15 protein-coding genes and 1 pseudogene are annotated in these 16,729 nt (G+C 69.0%); 4 read left to right on the top strand and 12 right to left on the bottom strand.

All coding sequences use genetic code 11. The features are described 5' to 3' along the window. From RTM68_RS10965 to RTM68_RS10940, 6 genes are all read right to left on the bottom strand, one after another. Positions 1-969: sigma-70 family RNA polymerase sigma factor (locus RTM68_RS10965; RefSeq protein WP_312170762.1), on the bottom strand; the 969-nt coding region annotated here is incomplete at its 3' end. A gap of 336 nt (positions 970-1,305) precedes the next feature. After that, positions 1,306-1,923, bottom strand: a complete 618-nt coding sequence (locus RTM68_RS10960) for a sigma-70 family RNA polymerase sigma factor (RefSeq protein WP_312170761.1) — start codon at positions 1,921-1,923, stop codon at positions 1,306-1,308. A 233-nt stretch (positions 1,924-2,156) separates the two neighbouring features. Then, positions 2,157-2,780, bottom strand: coding sequence for a hypothetical protein (locus RTM68_RS10955; protein WP_312170760.1), 624 nt, complete (start codon positions 2,778-2,780; stop codon positions 2,157-2,159). Beyond that, positions 2,777-3,718 (bottom strand): class C sortase, encoded by a 942-nt coding sequence (locus RTM68_RS10950; RefSeq protein WP_312170758.1) that lies wholly within the window; start codon positions 3,716-3,718, stop codon positions 2,777-2,779. The genes RTM68_RS10955 and RTM68_RS10950 overlap by 4 nt, the downstream gene beginning before the upstream one ends. 126 nt (positions 3,719-3,844) lie before the next feature. Then, entirely contained in the window at positions 3,845-5,326 is a 1,482-nt protein-coding gene (locus RTM68_RS10945; protein ID WP_312170757.1) for a SpaH/EbpB family LPXTG-anchored major pilin, read from the bottom strand. A gap of 65 nt (positions 5,327-5,391) precedes the next feature. Continuing rightward, entirely contained in the window at positions 5,392-7,863 is a 2,472-nt protein-coding gene (locus RTM68_RS10940; protein ID WP_312170756.1) for a SpaA isopeptide-forming pilin-related protein, read from the bottom strand. Positions 7,864-8,067: 204 nt separating this feature from the next. On the opposite strand from RTM68_RS10940, the gene RTM68_RS10935 reads away from it, so the two are divergent. Beyond that, the gene (locus tag RTM68_RS10935) at positions 8,068-8,715 is read left to right on the top strand and encodes a LysE family translocator (RefSeq protein ID WP_312170754.1); all 648 of its coding nucleotides are present in this window, start codon (positions 8,068-8,070) and stop codon (positions 8,713-8,715) included. A 9-nt stretch (positions 8,716-8,724) separates the two neighbouring features. Here the strand turns inward: RTM68_RS10935 and RTM68_RS10930 are convergent, their stop codons facing one another. The 4 genes from RTM68_RS10930 to RTM68_RS10915 form a co-directional block, all read right to left on the bottom strand. Beyond that, complete coding sequence (locus RTM68_RS10930) at positions 8,725-9,525, bottom strand: DUF1206 domain-containing protein (protein WP_312170752.1); 801 nt, start codon at positions 9,523-9,525, stop codon at positions 8,725-8,727. A gap of 71 nt (positions 9,526-9,596) precedes the next feature. After that, positions 9,597-10,229: a GyrI-like domain-containing protein gene (locus tag RTM68_RS10925; RefSeq protein ID WP_312170751.1), complete on the bottom strand. Its 633-nt coding sequence runs from the start codon at positions 10,227-10,229 to the stop codon at positions 9,597-9,599. A gap of 76 nt (positions 10,230-10,305) precedes the next feature. Continuing rightward, on the bottom strand, positions 10,306-11,169 hold the full coding sequence (locus RTM68_RS10920; RefSeq protein ID WP_312170750.1) for a GyrI-like domain-containing protein: 864 nt from the start codon (positions 11,167-11,169) through the stop codon (positions 10,306-10,308). A gap of 72 nt (positions 11,170-11,241) precedes the next feature. Continuing rightward, a complete protein-coding gene (locus RTM68_RS10915; RefSeq protein WP_312170748.1) occupies positions 11,242-12,429 on the bottom strand; it encodes an ROK family transcriptional regulator in 1,188 nt (395 codons plus the stop codon). Positions 12,430-12,515: 86 nt separating this feature from the next. On the opposite strand from RTM68_RS10915, the gene xylA reads away from it, so the two are divergent. The 3 genes from xylA to RTM68_RS10900 all read left to right on the top strand — a co-directional run bounded on the left by xylA (position 12,516) and on the right by RTM68_RS10900 (position 15,264). After that, on the top strand, positions 12,516-13,703 hold the full coding sequence (gene xylA / locus RTM68_RS10910; RefSeq protein WP_312170746.1) for a xylose isomerase: 1,188 nt from the start codon (positions 12,516-12,518) through the stop codon (positions 13,701-13,703). A 5-nt stretch (positions 13,704-13,708) separates the two neighbouring features. Continuing rightward, a complete protein-coding gene (gene xylB, locus RTM68_RS10905) occupies positions 13,709-14,995 on the top strand; it encodes a xylulokinase (protein ID WP_312170745.1) in 1,287 nt (428 codons plus the stop codon). A 92-nt stretch (positions 14,996-15,087) separates the two neighbouring features. Beyond that, complete coding sequence (locus RTM68_RS10900) at positions 15,088-15,264, top strand: hypothetical protein (protein ID WP_312170743.1); 177 nt, start codon at positions 15,088-15,090, stop codon at positions 15,262-15,264. Between the two features lie 175 nt (positions 15,265-15,439). Here RTM68_RS10900 and RTM68_RS10895 read toward each other — a convergent pair whose 3' ends face one another. Continuing rightward, positions 15,440-16,501 (bottom strand): Gfo/Idh/MocA family oxidoreductase, encoded by a 1,062-nt coding sequence (locus RTM68_RS10895; protein WP_312170741.1) that lies wholly within the window; start codon positions 16,499-16,501, stop codon positions 15,440-15,442. After that, a pseudogene (locus RTM68_RS10890) lies at positions 16,498-16,729 on the bottom strand (cupin); the annotation flags it as partial. The pseudogene RTM68_RS10890 and the gene RTM68_RS10895, both read right to left, overlap by 4 nt.

Below are 16,729 nucleotides of genomic sequence, written 5' to 3'. Positions count from 1 at the left end.
CGTGGGAGCGGACGCGTGGGACCCCGGCGCATCAGCCGGGAGCAGCTGTGATGCGAACGCGACCGCACCCGCCCCCACCGCGAGGATCGCCCCTGCCGCGACGAGCAGCGGGGCCAGGTTCTTGGCCGCGCCGCCGGACGCGCTGACCGAGGCGGATGCGGGCGCAGGAGAGCCCGCCGAGTAGAGCGCGGCCGCCGGGCCGCCGAGGATCAGCGGGAGGAGCACGGCACGCAGCTTCGACGAGGCCTCGGTGACCTCCACGTTCGCGATCGTGCATCGTCGGCACTGCTGCAGATGCGCCTCGAAGCGCACCCTGTCGGCCCGAGCGATGTGACGCTTGCGCCCCTGCGCGACGATGCGCTCACAGGTCCAGCGGCACTCGGGATCGCGCTCCGGCGCGGCGATGTGAGCCTGCAGCCAGGCCGTCTTGAACCCCTCACGTGCCCGCGCGGCGAGCACCGACACCGCGTTGGGACTGAGCCCCATGAGCGGGGCGATCTCCCGCGGCTTCATCCCCTCGACCTCGAGGTACCAGAGCAGCGTGCGCCAGCGCTCGGGCAGGTCTTTGAATGCCGCGGTCAGCAGCGACCTGTCCGACAGGAGATCGAGGGAGTCATCGGTGTCATCCACCGGCATCTCGTCGATGTACTCGAGGGCGATGTCCTTCTGCCTGCCGCCCCAGGTCGCCGCCGCGCTGCGCACCGCGGCGAACAGGTAGGGCCGGAAGGCGTCGGTGGGCCCTCCCCCGTTCTTGATCGCACTGAAGGTCTTGGCGAACGCCTCGCTGACGAGGTCCTCGGGGTCGATCGAACTCGTGATCGCGCGCGCGGCGCGCAGCGCAGACGGCGAGTGCCGATCCCAGAGCACGCCATAGGCATTGCTGTCCCCGGCCCGCGTCGCCTCGACCAGATCATGGTCGCTGAGATCCGCGTCGAGATGCCACGCCGATCGGATCAACGCGGCGCTCATCGAGCCACCTCGATGCCGTCGCTCAGCCTCCGGTTCATCGCGCCGCGGCTGAGTTCATCGATGCCGTGGATGTCGCGCATCGGGCACTCTCCTGTGGGTGTGGGGATTCAGTGCAGGATCCGGGAGAGGAGGGCCTGCATATACGATCGCGCTGAGTGTGGGCGGGGGCCTCGCGGACGGGGCGCTCGCGACCATCACGCCCGTGACCGATATGTAGATTTCTATGGCAGTTGATGACTTTAGATGCACGATCGCCAGCCTGAGCAGTACTCGCGGTGCAAGATTTCGGTATTCCGACATTGAGCGATTAAGTAACTCGGCCGAACCCGTCGGCGCTCACAGACGAGCGTCGTCGCACCCGTCGCGGGCGGCACTGTCGATGTGCGCGTCGAGCCATGCGCGCCGGAAGCTCTCCCTCGCGCGGAAGGCCAGAACCGACACCGCGTTGGGAGTCATCCCCATCAGCGGTGCGAGCTCGCGCGGCTTCATGCCCTCGACGTTCAGATACCAGAGGAGCGCGCGATGGCGCGGTGACAGCGTGCGGAGCACAGAGACGACCGTCGACCGCTCCGACACCCTCTCCAGGGGGTCGATCTCACCGTACGAGAGGTCGCGCTCGGAGAGGCCGTCGATGGGGATCACCTCATCCCCACGCGCCCACCTGACCGCGGTGTTGCGCACGGTCGCGACGAGATACGGCCGGAACGCGTCGCTCGGTCCCCCACCGGAGCGCGTGATGCGCAGGATCGTGGCGAAGGCTTCGCTCACGAGGTCCTCCGCATCTACCGCGGGAGCGATCGACCGCGCAGCGCACCGCGCTGCATCGGCATGTCGGCTCCACAGCAGAGCGAAGTCGCGCGTGTCCCCCGCGCGCACCGCCCGAACGATCTGTTCGTCCGGGGGCCCATCGACGTCGCCACCGAGAGTCGTGCCGACGGGGAGTGTGTCGTTCATCGTGCTCCGAGATCTGAGGCGGCACCGCACGCGCACGACGATGTCACCAGGGCGCGTGCGGATGAGGGACGAGGCGTGGGGATGCCTCGTCCCTCCGACTCTGGGAAGGGTCGTTCCCGCGGAGCGGGGCGTCGGGCAATCAACCGACGCTGCGGCCTGTGGCCATACTTACAAGACCCTTACGGGCGGGAATCATGACGCCCGACGGGGAGATTCCTGTGAAATCGGTGAGATCAGTCCGCCCGGGGTTGCGGATCGACCGGGGCGAGCGCGAGGAAGCGCATGCGATTCTCGCCGTAGAAGCAGGTCTGCACCATGAACTCGCCGGACATGCCCACGAGCGCCTCGACATCGGACCACTTCGGTGTGTGTCGCTCTTCGACGACCTCGTAGACGATGTCGGACCCCTCGACCCTCACTCGCTGCCCGAGCTCCCAGCCGAGGATGACGTCTCCCCCGCAGTTGTTGTGCGCGGCGAACAGCGGCGGCACGCCGTCGACGCGATAGCTGATCATCTCGGTGAAGGTCCCATCGCACTCGTCGAGCTGCGCGAGACCCCCCTCTCCCCCGAGTCTGAGGACCGGTAGCGCATCCGGATCGAAGATCTGCTGGAACTGCTTCTGCACGGTGACCTTGATGTCACCGGTGACCCTGTCGACGGCGTCCGGAGCGACGGTGGAGACCACCAGGAAGCTCGCCCCGAGCCCCACGAGCGCGATGCTGGCGACGAGGAGTCCGACGCGGCCACGCGGCCGGGAACGTGCCGCGACCGCGGTCTCCGGCATCGCGACCGGAGACTCACCGGAGAGGACGTCCGAGACCTCCTCCGGCCGCGGGGTCAGCGCCACGGTGGTCACGGCGCGCTCGGCTCGGCGGAGATCGCGCCCCGACGCGGGTGGCGACGGGGCATGACCATGATGGCGGTGAGAGTCGGGACTCCGAGCACGAGCAGCGCCCACCACGGGAACCCGGCGGGATCCGTGGAATCCGCGATCGTCGTGACGGTCGAGTCGTCGGCGGGCGCATCCACGCGCTCGGCGCGGACGAGGAGTCGATGCGTGTTGACCCCTGTGGGCGTGCACGTCACGAGAGTGATGTAGTCCCTGCCCGGCACCTGCCGGAGCGACTCGGTCTCGTCGGGGAGCACCGTCTCGGTGCTGTCGACCTCGTAGTAGAGGTCTTCACCGAGCGTGGTGACGATGATGAGGTCGCCCTCGACCAGTTCATCGATGTCGTCGAACAGGGTGGCCTGTACGAATCCGTTGTGTCCGGTGAGCACCGCGTGCGTGCCGGGGCCGCCGACCGGAAGGGACGAGCCGTAGAGGTGGCCGACCCCCCGGGCGAGGACCTCTTCGCCGGTGCCGTGGAAGATCGGCAGATCGACATGGATGCTCGGGATGCGCACGCGCGCCATCGCCTCGGTGCCGTCGGTGGAGAGCGTGTCGAAGTAGGCGTCGGTCCCGTCGCCGATCGCGGTCTGCTGCCCGTCGGCACCCAGAGCGTACGGATCGCGGAGCGGACCGGTGGGCAGGTTCTGGTTGTAGGCCTCTGCCTGGTCGAGCAGGTCGGTGACCTCATGCGCCGGGATCTGCTCGACGGACGACACGTAGCCGTCGACATCGGTGTCATGGCTCCACGCCGAGAACCACGCTGCGGCCGTCGGATAGACGAGCACTCCGATGCCGATGGTCGCGATCAGGACGATGATCGTCTGGCTCCACCCCCACGAGGCGCGCCCGGCGCGGGCTCGCGACTGAGCGGGAGCATCAGGTGCGGGTGTGTCGATCACGGTCATGACGGGGCTCTCCGTATGTGAATCAGGCGGTGGATCGATCGGGAGGCGACGTCGACGCGGCGTCGACGCGAGTGGGCCGTGCGGGGGAAGGGACCTCGACACCTCCCCCGCACGGCCGGTCCCGGCTTACGCCTCGGTGCTCACCTTGCGGCGGTTGCGGATGGCGAGCAGGACGGCTCCGGCGAGGAGCAGCACGCCGCCGGCGAGGAACAGGGTCGTTCCCGCGCCACCGGTGAGGGGCAGCTTGAAGCCGGCGTTGGACGGCACGTTGACGACCTCGAGGTCGACACCGACGGCGGTGGTGGCAGCCGTGATGGTGAACTCGATCGGCGCCGCGAGCAGCTCGTATCCGTCAGGAGCGACGATCTCGGCGAGCCAGTAGGTCTGGTAGCCCTCTTCGCCCGGAGCGACCGTGGCGTTGTCGGCCCAGTCGGAGTAGCGCAGACCCGACAGGGTCACGGTGCCGTCGGCTGCGACGGCGAACTCGGTCGCGCCGCCCAGGGTGATCGCGTTGGTGCCGTCGACCGCATCCTGCTGCGTCGGGTAGACCGAGAACACCGCACCGGTCAGCGGCGCGCCGGCCTTGTCGGTCTTCTCGACCGTCAGATCGCCCCACTTGGTGATGACCTCGGGGGTGACGGTGGGTCCACCGGGCTCGCCGGGCAGAACCGTGTACGAACTGAGGTTGGGGTAGAGGACCGCGGTGTTGGCGATCTCGCCGACCGTGTTGACGACGGCCGTCAGGACGACCTGGACCTGAGCGGCCGGGTTCGCTGCGAGGACCGCGAGGCCCGAGGCGGTGAACTCCACGGTGACGGCACGGGTGCCGGCGTCGTAGGCGACCGTGTAGTCGGTCGCGGCGAGCGGCGTGCCGTCGACGAGCGTCACCGCAGCGGAGACGTAGTCGAGCTTGGTGTCGAGCGTGTCGACGATCTTGTATCCGTCGATGACGGCGACGTTGGGGATGTCACCCGTGATCGTGAAGTCGATCTCGTCGCCGAGCTTCACGTCCTCGGAGTCCTCGACGGTCTTCGTCACCTCGGTGAGCGCGTTCTTCGGGTAGACGTGCACGTCGTACAGCCAGTTGTCGTCGTCGGCCGGGTCGGTCAGCGGCACCGTCACGAGGAACGGAGCGACACCGGTGGAGCCTGCGAGCGGCGAGGTCTCGACGACGAAGTAGAGGCCGAGGTCGAGGTTCGCCAGCGCGATCTCACCGTTCGCGTCGGTCAGCGTCTCGCCACCGATCGCGCTGGCCGTGTATCCGGCAGCGGTGATGTCGGCGACGCTGTCGGGCGCGAGATCGGCGAGGTCGCTCGCGTCGACCCAGCCCTGGTTGCTCGTGAGGTCGACCGTGTCGACCTTGTAGACCGTGAAGCCGACTCCGGCGAGCGGGTCGAGCGCCACGTTCTGCTCCGTGCCGTCGTTCGGCAGTCCGGTCGGCGTCTCAGGAGCCTCGAACTTGTGGATCGTGAGCGAGCCCACGGCATCGGGGTCGACGAGGTTGGGCGTCGCAGCGCTCGCGGGTGCTGCGAGGGTGAGCGCGGCGACGCCTGCGACCAGCAGGCCTGCCGCGACGCGGGAACCGCGTCCGTTGGTGGGAGTGTTCACTGTGTCTCTCTCTCGGTGGCCGGGTGTTCCCGGTTGGTTTCAGGTGATGGTGTTGGGGATGCAGATCAGATCTGCGGGTCGTTCGCATCGGAACGGGCGTGACGACGGCGGACCATCAAGGCCCACCCACCCGCGACGACGACGGTGAGGGAACCGGCGAGGACGTAGGGCAGTGCGCCCGTCCCCCCGGTGGTCGGAAGGAGCATCGCGGGCACGTCGCGCACCGTGATGACCTGCCCCGCCGCGGTCACGGCCTCGTCGCCGCCGTCGACGACGCTGACCGTGCGGTCGTGATTGATCGTGAACTGCACGGGCTCAGCCAGCAGGCTGAAGCCGTCGGGCGCCGTCAGCTCGCTGAGCCAGTAGGTGCCGGCCGGGATGCTGTCGATCTGGAAGAGTCCGAGCTCGACGTCGGCGACCGTGAACGGGAGCGCTGCGCCCGGGGCGCCGTCGACGTCTTCGAGCACCTGGAACGACGAGCCGTCCATGCGCACCCAGTCGTTCGCGGAGGATTCGCCGATCTTCTCGATCTGCAGCGGGATCCGGAACGGCTCGATGGGCGTGCGGGTGCTGTCGTCGTTCGACCGCACCGGTCCGCCGGACGGAGTCTTGCCGGTCGAGAACGCGGCGTTCAGGACCTCTTTCGCGTCGACGTCGGGCTGCGTGATCACGTACGGCGCGTCGGCGACGCAGTGCGCGACCTGAGTCGGCGCGATCGTGGTCGGCGTGCAGGTGACGGTGATGTCGAACTGCGTGAGCAGGTCGTCGACGACCGTGATCTCCGACACCGTGACGTTGCCGGTGTTGGTCACGTCGAACGCGTACATGATGTGGTCGCCGAGTCCGGTGACGCCGTCCTGGTCGATGTCGACCACCGAGGCGGTCTTGTCGAGCAGGAGCGCGGGCGTCCAGACGGCGGGGATGATCTCGTCGTCGGTGTCGGTGACCTTCGGCCCGGTCGCCGGGGTTCCGGTGGCGCGGGCGACGTTAGTCAGCGGCGCGGCGTCGAGGTCGCCCTGCTGCACCACGTACGTGGCCGTGCAGGTCAGCTTCTCGCCGCTCGCGAGCGTCACGGGCGCGGGCTTGTCGCACGAGAGGGCGCTCATGTCGCCGACGCCCGAGAACATGTCCTCGGTGATCGTCACGGTCGTGAGGCTGGTGTTCACGATCGTGTTGGTCGGGGCCTTCGGCGTGGTGTTCGTGGCCACGAAGGTGTATGTCGCGATGTCGCCGACCGCGTCGTAGTTCGCGATGTTCGACGTCTTGACCAGGTCGATCGACGGCTGGATCACCTCGAGAGTCGCGTTGGACGGCGGGTTCAGGTTGGTCGTGATGTTGGCGGGACCGTTGACGTACGTGCCGTTGACCGTGGACGTGACATCGACCGTGATCGTGCAGGAGGCCTGGTTGAGTGCGAGGTCGCCTCCGGTCACCGAGACCGTCGTACCGCCGGCGGGCGCCGTGACGGCGTAGGCCGCACCGGAGCGCTGCACGCAGGTGCCGCCGATATTCGGAGCCGCCGCGATCTTGAGATTCGTGGGAAGCACGTCCGTGATGAACCAGTCGTTCTTCGCCATCAGATCGTCGGTGTTCGTGACCGTCAGAGTCATCTTCGACGTGGCTCCGTTGAGGATGAGCGTCGGGCTGAACGCCTTGTCGAGCTGGGGCGTGACGTCGACGATCTGCGGGAGGTCGAAAGCGACGTCGTTGCCGCTTCCGGTCGCGGCCGCGTTGTAGAGCTCGAGACCGAGGTTGGCAGTCGTGCCCACCGGCACCATGTAGGCAGCGGAGTGCAGGTTGGCGATCTGGGTCTGCCACGGCGTCGGCGACGCAGGGTTGCACGGGTTGAGCCCTGAGCTCAGCACGATCGGGCTTCCGTTGACGATGAGGCTGAATCTCTCGCTCGGCGCTGCCGCGGGGCAGTTCACCGCGGCGAAGAACGCGGACACCGCGTAGTAGTGCCCACCGATGGCGGGGATCGTGTTGACCGTGCGGAACTGCGTTCCGGCGGCGATGACACCGTTGGCCGCGTTCGTGTACGAGGTGAGGACCTGATTGGTGGCGGCCTGGGTCGTCGTCTGCCCCTGCGCGACTCCGAGCGCGCGGGCCATCTGCTGCAGGGACGGCCATGTCGTCGCCACGTTGTTGAGGCAGCCGAGGTCGGTCACCGGCGCCGCCGGTGTCGTGGCGCTCATGATCCACCCATCGCACTGGTTGCCGGCCGGCAGGTACTGCGTCGACGCGGTGTACGTAGAGTTCGCCGCCGCGGCGCCCCCGACGTAGGTCGTGAGCGGGAGCGCGGCCAGGCTCGCGTTCTGGTTCGAGAAGTTCTCGGTGTACACCGGCGTGCCGGGCTGAGGCGTGCCGGGCGTGCCGGGAACCGTCGCCGCAGCGGTGATGCCCGTGTTCGGCGCGAGGGTGCCACCGGCGATGAGTACGCCGGCGACCGCCAGGATGCCGCACAGCCGCGTGAGCGCCCGACGGCGCGGCGCGGCGACGGCCCGTGATGCCGTGTGAGTGTGTGAGCGCAGGCTCATGAGTGTCCCTATCCCGGCAGGCCCTCCGCCCACCGCGGGCAGTACGACGAGGAGAGGCGTCGCTGCCCAGTGCTATGAAATTCCCCAGTGCTGGGCCGCAGACGCTGCCCGTCACATACCCAGACCGCCGCCCGAGAGATTTATGACGGTGGACCTGAAATCTTTTTCGGATCGGATGTGCAATGGCTGCCCTAGGCTCGCTGCATGCTCAGCGCGCAGACGTTCACGACCTTCGTCATCGCGGCGTTCGTCATGGTGGTGATCCCCGGACCGACCGTGCTGTTCACGATCGGTCGAGCGATGGCGCTCGGCAGACTCGGCGGCTTCCTCAGCATCCTGGGGACCGCACTCGGCTCGATCCTGCTCGTCGTGGGCGTCGCGCTCGGCGTCGGCACTGTCGTGGCCCAGTCGATCGTGCTGTTCACGATCGTGAAGGTGCTCGGCGCCGGCTACCTGATCTTCCTCGGCGTCCAGGCGATCCGGCATCGCAGGGATGCCGCGGCGACAGCGAGCGGCACAGTGCCGAAGCGGTCGGGCGCGCGCCTGCTGGGCGAGGGCTTCGTCGTGGGCGTCACCAACCCGAAGTCGATCGCGTTCTTCCTCGCGATCCTGCCCCAGTTCGTCGATCTCGATGCCGGGGCGGTGCCGATGCAGCTGTTCGTGCTCGGCGCGATCGTCGTCGCGATCGGTGTCGCCTGCGATGCGCTCTGGGTGCTGCTGGCGAGCTCGGCCCGGGCATGGTTCGGCCGGTCACCACGCCGAATCGAGGCCCTGAGCGCCACCGGAGGCGGACTCATGATCGCGCTCGGCGCATTCCTGTTGATCTGGAGCGAGAAACCCGCGAGCGCCTGACCCTCGTGGTCACATGCGCGCGAATCGCGCCCGCACGATCGAGAAGACTCCGTAGATCGCGAGGCCCACGCCGACGAGCCACAGCAGGGGCTCCCCGAGCGGGAGCGCCGTGATGCTGCGCAGGGCGGCGTCGAGACCCGCCGCCTTGTCGGGGTCCTGCGTCCATGCCGCCACGACGAAGAGCGCTCCGGTCACCGCGATCGCGATGCCCTTGGCGAGGTACCCGACGATGCCGAGGGAGACGATCCAGACGTGCGAAGGTCCGTCCGGCATGTCCATCGTCTTCTCGAAGCCCCGGGTGATGCCGATCACGAAGAACCCCACGCCCACGCCGGCGACGCTGAGACCGAGGACGATGAGCAGGACGGTTCCGCCGGGGACGGCCAGCACCAGGGTGCTGAGGGTCTGCATCGTCTTCTCGGATTCGATGCTCCCGCCGAAGGCGAACACCAGGGCGAGCCCCGCGATCACGAGGTACGCGGCCGCGATGCCCATCATCTTCAGGCGTCGTCCCCAGCGCTTCGCATCGTCCCTGCTCGCCGAGAGCAGTCCGCCCGCGACCTCCCAGATCGCCAGGGCGATCAGCGCCGCGGCCACCCCTCCGAGCAGCAGCCCGCCGATGGGCGTCGATCTGATCACCTTCATGACGCCGTCCTGATCGGCATCCCCGCCCCCACCCGTGGCGATGGAGACCGCGATCACGCCGATGATGATGTGCACGAGCCCCACGACCACGAATCCCGCGCGGGCGGTGCGCCGGAAGCCGTCGGAACGCTGCGCCGTGCGCGCGACGTCCTTCGGGGTCTCCATCTGAGCAGACTATCTGCGGAGGGGCGCCTTCCCTGCGCCGCCGGACGTGGACGGATGCTCCACGCAGTCCGTCACGTCAGGCGCTCGACGGGCTGCCGCAGGATCGTGCGCAGCTTCGCCGGGGCGACCCGCCGGACATCGCTGAGGTAGATCTCGTGATGCCGACCGGTCATGCGCAGGCCGTTCTCGGGGATGAAGCGGTGGTGCAGCTCGTCGAGCACGGGAGCCTCGTCGTCATAGGAACCCACATGCAGGGTCTGCACGCTGAGCCCTTCGTCGAGGGTCTCGAGGCGCACGGATCGCAGCGCCGGTGACACCTGCTTCTTCGCCGCGAGCTTGACCTCGACGGCATCGACCGCGGCGACGAACATCTCGTGTGTGACGTGTTCGGGCACCATGATCATCAGGGTCCACAGCCACGCCGACTTCTCGCGGCGCGTCGTGAACGCCTGCATGTCGGGGGCGTGCCAGAGCCCTTCGAGCGGCATCACGACGGTGTCGACACCGAGCTGCGTCCTGCTCGCGAACTTGAGGGTGTACGCGATGGGGAAGAGCGCGGCGACCGCGTCGGCATAGGCGGGGGCGGTGTTCGGATCGCCCGCGCCGTCGATCGTCAGATACTGCATCGCGGGAACCTCGATGAGACGGAACTCGCCCTTCTTCGCTCTGTACGCATCGAGTGTCTTCTTCAGGTCGATCGCCATCTGCAGTCCTCTCGCTCTGCGGCCACGGCTCCGCGCCGGAGGCGGAGGGCCGTGGCCACAGTGTCGCATGCTGCGGTCAGGCGGATTCCACCGCGAGCCAGAGTTCGCACGAGGCATGGGTACCGGTGAACTCGAGGTACCGCACGATCGAAGGGCCGGGCCGCAGCCGCCAGGGGTTCGACGGGAACCACTCGGTCGCGGTGGCCGCCCAGAGGCGCTGGAGCGTCTCGGGGAACGGTCCTGACGCGGCGAAGACCGCCCACGCGCCGGCCTCGACTCGCATCGAGTCGAGACCATCCGGCACTGGCGTGTCGGGGCGCACGGAGACGCCGTGCAGGTACGTCAGCTCGGTTCCCTCGGGAGCGTCCGGTGCGATGTCTCCGGTGATCGCGAGGATGCCCGCGGGTTCCGCATCGCTCAGCCGCTTCAACCGGGCATGCTCGTCGGGCGGGATGGCCGCGATATGCGCCTGGATGTGAGGATTGACCCCCTCGTGGATCAGCGGCACTCGCGCCGCATGACCGACGAGCACGAGCTCGGAGGTGGGGGTGATGGTGACGTCCATCGGGGTGCTCCCTTCGACGCTCAGGCGGAACCGGAGCGTGGGTTGTGTGCGAAGAGGACCCCCGTCTCGGCGCGCGTCGACCGGACTGATCCCGTGCACGGCGCGGAAGGCGCGTCCGAATGCCTCCGCCGAGCTGTAGCCGTGGCGCACCGCGACGTCGAGAACGGTCGGGGCACCGGCCACGAGGTCCGCGGCCGCGAGGGTCATGCGCCGCCGACGCACGTACTCCGACAGCGGCATCCCCGCCAGCGCCGAGAACATCCGCCGCAGGTGGTACTCCGTGGAGCCGTGATCGCGGGCGAATCGGGAGACATCGAGATCATCGCCGGATCCGCTCTCGACCAGGTCGATCAGCGCGTTGAGCATTCCGATCATGAGGTTCCTCCTTTCCCCACCATCGTGCAATCCGCGGCATCTCTGCGACCCGACTTCTCGGGTCGGATCCGATCAGGTGCGCGGTTCCTGCGGCTCTGCTCCCCCGGGATCCGCGAGCACATCGGCGAAGGCCAGCTCCGCGGCGCCGATCAGCAGCCGGTCGGCCCCCAGCGCCGCGGGGCGGATCTGCAGCCCCTCGGCGCTCTCCGACATCGCGAGCGCGCGCACATCGTCGTCGATCTGAGCGGCGCGCAGGTCGGCGAGGGTCGCGAGGAAGCCGCCGAGCACGATCAGCGCGGGGTTGAGCACATTGACGGCGTTGGCCAGGGCGCTTGCGAGCACGTGCGCCTGACGGGTGATCTCGTCGGCGACGTCGGCGGACTCCGTCGACGACAGCTCGGCCTCGAGCGTCTCGTCATCCGCGGCCTCGAGCCCCACGGCGCCGAGCAGGAGTGTGCGGCTGACCTCCGACTCGAGCACGCCGTCGGCCGTGCGACGGTCGTCGTCGGCCGAGATGCGCGGACGGTTCTGTCCGAACTCGCCCGCGTAGCCGCCGGCACCCGCGACCGGTGCGCCGTGGATGATCAGGCCGCCGCCGATGCCCGAGGCGCCGCCGTTGAGATACACGATGTCGTCGAGGCCCCTGCCGGCTCCATACCGGTGCTCCGCGATCGCTCCGAGCGTGGCGTCGTTGTCGACGACTGTCGGGCATCCGGTGGCCGACTGCACCAGCCGGGCGAGCGGCACGTCGATCCACCCGAGGTGCGGGGCGTTGCGCACGACTCCGTCGGACGAGCGCACCAGACCGGGGACAGCGATGCCGACCGCGGCGATCCGTGCGGTGGCGAGAGGCCCCTCACGCCACGCGGCGATGCGTGCCGCGATCACCTCGGCGACGGCATCCGGCGTGGGCAGGGTCTCGTTCGGCAGTCGTTCGCGCACGAGGATGCTGCGGTCGAGGCCCACGGCGGCGATCTCGATCGCATCCACCTCGGGATTCACCGCGATGGCGACGAACCGGTCGGACGCCGTCACGACCGGCGATGGACGTCCGACGCGACCGGGAATTTCGGGGATCCGTTCGTCGACGAGCTCCCGTCTGACCAGTTCGGCGACGAGGTCGGCGATCGTCGAGCGGTTCAGTCCGGTCTGCTCGGTCAGCGCCGCGCGGGACTGCGCGCCGTTCTCGTGCACGAGCCGGAGGATGCGGGCGAGGTTGTGCGGACGGGTGCCCAGCGCGGGGCTCGGCTGTGACGGCATCCCTTCACTGTAGGGGGTGGACGCGCTCCCTGTCATGAGATATGTTGTGAATCACAACTTATCCGATGACCTGCACAGGAGCAGCCATGCCCACCCCCACCCGCGACGACAAGTTCTCCTTCGGCCTCTGGACCGTCGGCTACAACGGAGCCGACCCGTTCGGCGGCCCCACCCGCCCGGCACTCGACGTCGTGCACGCCGTCGAGAAGCTCGCCGAACTAGGCGCATACGGTCTGACCTTCCACGACGACGACCTGTTCGCCTTCGGCTCGACCGACGCCGAGCGCCAGAACCAGATCGACCGCCTCAAGGGCGCCCTCGCCGACACCGGCCTCGTCGTGCCGATGGTGACCACGAACCTCTTCAGCGCGCCGATCTTCAAGGACGGCGGCTTCACCTCGAACGATCGCGACGTGCGTCGCTACGCTCTGCGCAAGGTGTTCCGCCAGCTCGACCTCGGCGCCGAACTCGGCGCCAAGACGTTCGTCATGTGGGGCGGCCGCGAGGGCGCCGAGTACGACTCCGCCAAGGACATCCGCCAGGCGCTCGAGCGCTACCGTGAGGCCGTCAACCTGCTCGGCGACTACGTCACCGACAAGGGCTATGACATCCGCTTCGCCATCGAGCCGAAGCCCAACGAGCCCCGCGGCGACATCCTGCTGCCGACCCTCGGCCACGCGATCGCCTTCATCGACTCGCTCGAGCGCCCCGAACTCGTCGGCGTGAACCCCGAGGTCGGCCACGAGCAGATGGCCGGACTCAACTTCACCGCCGGCATCGCGCAGGCGCTGTTCCACGGCAAGCTGTTCCACATCGACCTCAACGGTCAGCGCGGCATCAAGTACGACCAGGACCTCGTGTTCGGGCACGGCGACCTGCACAACGCGTTCTCGCTCGTCGACCTGCTCGAGAACGGCGGCCCGGGCGGAGTGCCCGCCTACGACGGCCCCCGCCACTTCGACTACAAGCCGAGCCGCACCGAAGACGAGACCGGCGTCTGGGATTCGGCTGCCGCGAACATGCGCACCTATTTGCTGCTCAAGGAGCGCGCGGCCGCGTTCCGCGCCGACCCCGAGGTGCAGGAGGCGCTCGCCGCCGCCCGTGTCGACGAGCTCTCGACGCCGACCCTCAACCCGGGTGAGTCCTACGACGACTTCCTCGCGGACCGCTCGGCCTACGAGGACTTCGACGCGAACTCGTACTTCGGCGGCAAGGGCTTCGGATTCGTCCGACTGCAGCAGCTCGCCACCGAGCACCTGCTCGGCGCCCGCTGATCGTCATGCCGCTGGTTCTCGGGGTCGACTCGTCGACCCAGTCCTGCAAGGCCGTGGTCGTCGACACCTCGACCGGGGCGGTCGTCCGCTCCGGTCGTGCGTCGCACCCCGACGGGACGTCTGTCGACCCCGAGGCCTGGTGGCATGCGCTCGACACCGCGATCACGGCGGCGGGGTCGCTCGACGACATCGTCGCGTGGTCGATCGGCGGTCAGCAGCATGGCCTCGTCGCTCTCGACGAATCCGGTGCCGTGATCCGCGATGCGCTGCTGTGGAACGACACGCGGTCCGCAGGAGCGGCTCAGGATCTGATCGACGAGTTCGGGGCATCCGAACTCGCAGCCCGCACCGGTCTCGTGCCGGTGGCGTCGTTCACGATCACGAAGCTGCGCTGGCTGCGCGACAACGAGCCCGAGAACGCCGAGCGCGTGGCGGCGGTCGCCCTGCCGCACGACTGGCTCACGTGGCGCCTGCGGGGCTTCGGTCCCGAGAACCCCGTTCTCGACGAACTCGTCACGGACCGGTCGGATGCATCGGGCACCGGGTACTGGAACCCGACGACCGGCGAGTACGACCGGGACCTGCTCGTCGCGGCGCTCGGTCACGACGTGGTGCTGCCCCGCGTGCTCGCGCATGACGAGTGGGTCACGGATGCCGACGGCCGACGGGTCGGCGCGGGTGCGGGCGACAACGCGGCGGCCGCACTCGGTCTGGGCGCGGTTCCCGGTGACGTCGTGGTGTCGATCGGCACCTCGGGCACGGTGTGCGCGATCAGCACGACGCCGATCGCCGACCCGAGCGGCACCGTGGCCGGCTTCGCCGACGCCTCGGGACACTTCCTGCCCCTGGTCGCGACGCTGAACGCAGCGCGAGTGGTCGACGTCACGGCGGCCCTGCTCGGCGTCACCCACAGCGAGTTCAGCGATCTCGCGCTGCGTGCGGCATCCGGAGCCGACGGCCTCACGCTCGTCCCCTACTTCGAGGGCGAGCGCACCCCGAACCTGCCCGATGCCACGGCATCCCTGTCGGGCATGACCCTCGCCTCGACGACGCGGGAGAACCTCGCGCGCGCCGCGGTCGAGGGGATGCTGCGGGGCCTCGGAGCCGGACTCGACGCACTGCGCGACCTCGGCATCCCGCTCGAGCGCGCTCTGCTGATCGGCGGTGGCGCGCAGTCCGAGGCCGTCCGCCACATCGCCCCCGAGGTGCTCGGCCTCGCGGTCGAGGTGCCCGAGCCCGGAGAGTATGTGGCCCTCGGCGCGGCGCGGCAGGCGGGGTCGCTCGTCGCCTGACCCGTGCCCGCACGCGGCTCGTGACGCCCTCCCCGCACCGTACGCCCTCCCCGACCCAGCCTCGGGAGGAGATCTGCCACTCGGGAGGATCGATGCGCAGCATCCGTCCTCCCGAGGACGGTCGGATGATCGGATCGTCGATGCACGTCGCTTTCGCAGACGAGACCGCTTTCCGCACCTGGTACGACGCGGAGCCGTACGTCACGGGCGATGTGTGGCGCGACGTGACCGTCAGACCCATGAGGATCTTCCGCCCGAGCACCCTCTGATCCGTCTCGGCCGCGCACTCCGAAGGAGATCTCGCGCTGCGAAGGACCTCACCACACGTCCGGTCCTTCGTTGCGGGAGATCTCCTTCCTTGCGGGAGGCCTCCGTCGCAGCCGGGTACGGAGGCCGGACGCGGAGTCCGCGTGCTCGACGCGAGGGATGCGGTCGCGGATGCCGTCAGCCCGCGAGCACCCGCGCGTCCCGCTGCGCCACGATGCTCAGCTCGGCGGCCTTGAAGGCGTGCTCCTGGGTCATCGCGTGCTCGGTGCGATCGAGGCAGTCACGGATCAGCTGCCCGAAGAACGGGTATCCGGTCTTGCCGGTCGCATCGAACCGGAACTGGCCGTCCTGATTGACGAGAAGCACCTGTCCCCCACCGTTGTCGGTGGTGATGTCGACGTACTTGCGCAGCTCGATGTAGCCGTCGGTCCCGAGCAGCACGGTGCGTCCGTCGCCGAACACGTCGAGGCCCGCCGGGGTGAACCAGTCCACACGCACATAGCCCGTGGTGCCGTTGTCGAGCACGACATGGGCATCGCCGAAGTCCTGCAGGCCCGGGGTGTCACGGTGAGCGTAGTTGGCCACGGTCGAGCTGACGATCTCGCCGTCGGTCGCGCCGGTGTAGTACAGCATCTGCTCGAAGTTGTGGCTGCCGATGTCGCAGATGATGCCGCCGTACTGCTCGGGATCGTAGAACCAGTCCGGGCGTCCCGTGCCGACGCGGTGCGGGCCGAACGAGGCCACCTGCAGGACCCTGCCGATCGCACCCTGGTCGATCAGCTGACCCGCCAGGATCGCCGCCTCGGACTGCACGCGCTCTCCGTAGTAGACGGCATACTTGCGGCCGGTGCGTTCGACGGCGTCACGAGCGGCCGCGAGATCGTCCATCGTCGTGATGGCCGGCTTGTCTGCGAAGAAGTCCTTGCCCGCCTCGAGCACGCGCACCCCGAGCGGCGCACGCTGATTCGCGATCGACGCGCTCGCGACGAGCCGCACGTCGGGGTCGTCGAGCACCTCCTGCTCGCTCGCGGCCGCCCGGGCCTGCGGGAAGCGCTCGAGGAAGTCGGTGACCTTGGCCGGGTCGGGGTCGTACACGAGCGACAGGGTGGCGCCGGCGTTCACGAGGTGCTCGACCATCCCGTGGATGTGCCCGTGGTCGAGCCCGACCGCGGCGAACACGAAGTCCCCCGGGCCGACGACCGGCTGCGGCAGCGGAGCGAAGGTGTAGGTGCGGGTCATCGGGCCGTCTCCTCTTCATCTGTGACGTCATAGGTGCGCAGGCGCCCGCACATGCCGAAACCGCGCTCCCCCACCGAGGGTACGGCCTGGTGCACGCGGGCCTCCGCGAGGTGCGACACCGAGCCGGATGCCACGGCATCGGCGAGCGCGAGCGACTGCCGGGCCTGCGCGAGTGGGCGCTCGCTCACCAGCTCGCCCCACGCCTGCGCCCGATCGCGCACGAGAGCA

Source organism: Microbacterium sp. (assembly GCF_031988965.1).
GTDB lineage: Bacteria > Actinomycetota > Actinomycetes > Actinomycetales > Microbacteriaceae > Microbacterium.
The sequence above is the reverse complement of the archived record's forward strand: the minus strand, read 5'-3'. Positions and strand labels throughout refer to the sequence as shown.

Bases quoted from the DNA above. Each gene is read 5' to 3' on its own strand.
- RTM68_RS10930 (WP_312170752.1), bottom strand. From the start codon at position 9,525: ATGGAGACCCCGAAGGACGTCGCGCGCACGGCGCAGCGTTCCGACGGC.
- RTM68_RS10895 (WP_312170741.1), bottom strand. From the start codon at position 16,501: ATGACCCGCACCTACACCTTCGCTCCGCTGCCGCAGCCGGTCGTCGGC.
- RTM68_RS10960 (WP_312170761.1), bottom strand. From the start codon at position 1,923: ATGAACGACACACTCCCCGTCGGCACGACTCTCGGTGGCGACGTCGAT.
- RTM68_RS10935 (WP_312170754.1), top strand. From the start codon at position 8,068: ATGCTCAGCGCGCAGACGTTCACGACCTTCGTCATCGCGGCGTTCGTC.
- RTM68_RS10940 (WP_312170756.1), bottom strand. From the start codon at position 7,863: ATGAGCCTGCGCTCACACACTCACACGGCATCACGGGCCGTCGCCGCG.
- xylB (WP_312170745.1), top strand. From the start codon at position 13,709: ATGCCGCTGGTTCTCGGGGTCGACTCGTCGACCCAGTCCTGCAAGGCC.
- RTM68_RS10900 (WP_312170743.1), top strand. From the start codon at position 15,088: ATGCGCAGCATCCGTCCTCCCGAGGACGGTCGGATGATCGGATCGTCG.
- RTM68_RS10925 (WP_312170751.1), bottom strand. From the start codon at position 10,229: ATGGCGATCGACCTGAAGAAGACACTCGATGCGTACAGAGCGAAGAAG.
- RTM68_RS10915 (WP_312170748.1), bottom strand. From the start codon at position 12,429: ATGCCGTCACAGCCGAGCCCCGCGCTGGGCACCCGTCCGCACAACCTC.
- RTM68_RS10950 (WP_312170758.1), bottom strand. From the start codon at position 3,718: ATGACCGTGATCGACACACCCGCACCTGATGCTCCCGCTCAGTCGCGA.
- RTM68_RS10920 (WP_312170750.1), bottom strand. From the start codon at position 11,169: ATGATCGGAATGCTCAACGCGCTGATCGACCTGGTCGAGAGCGGATCC.
- xylA (WP_312170746.1), top strand. From the start codon at position 12,516: ATGCCCACCCCCACCCGCGACGACAAGTTCTCCTTCGGCCTCTGGACC.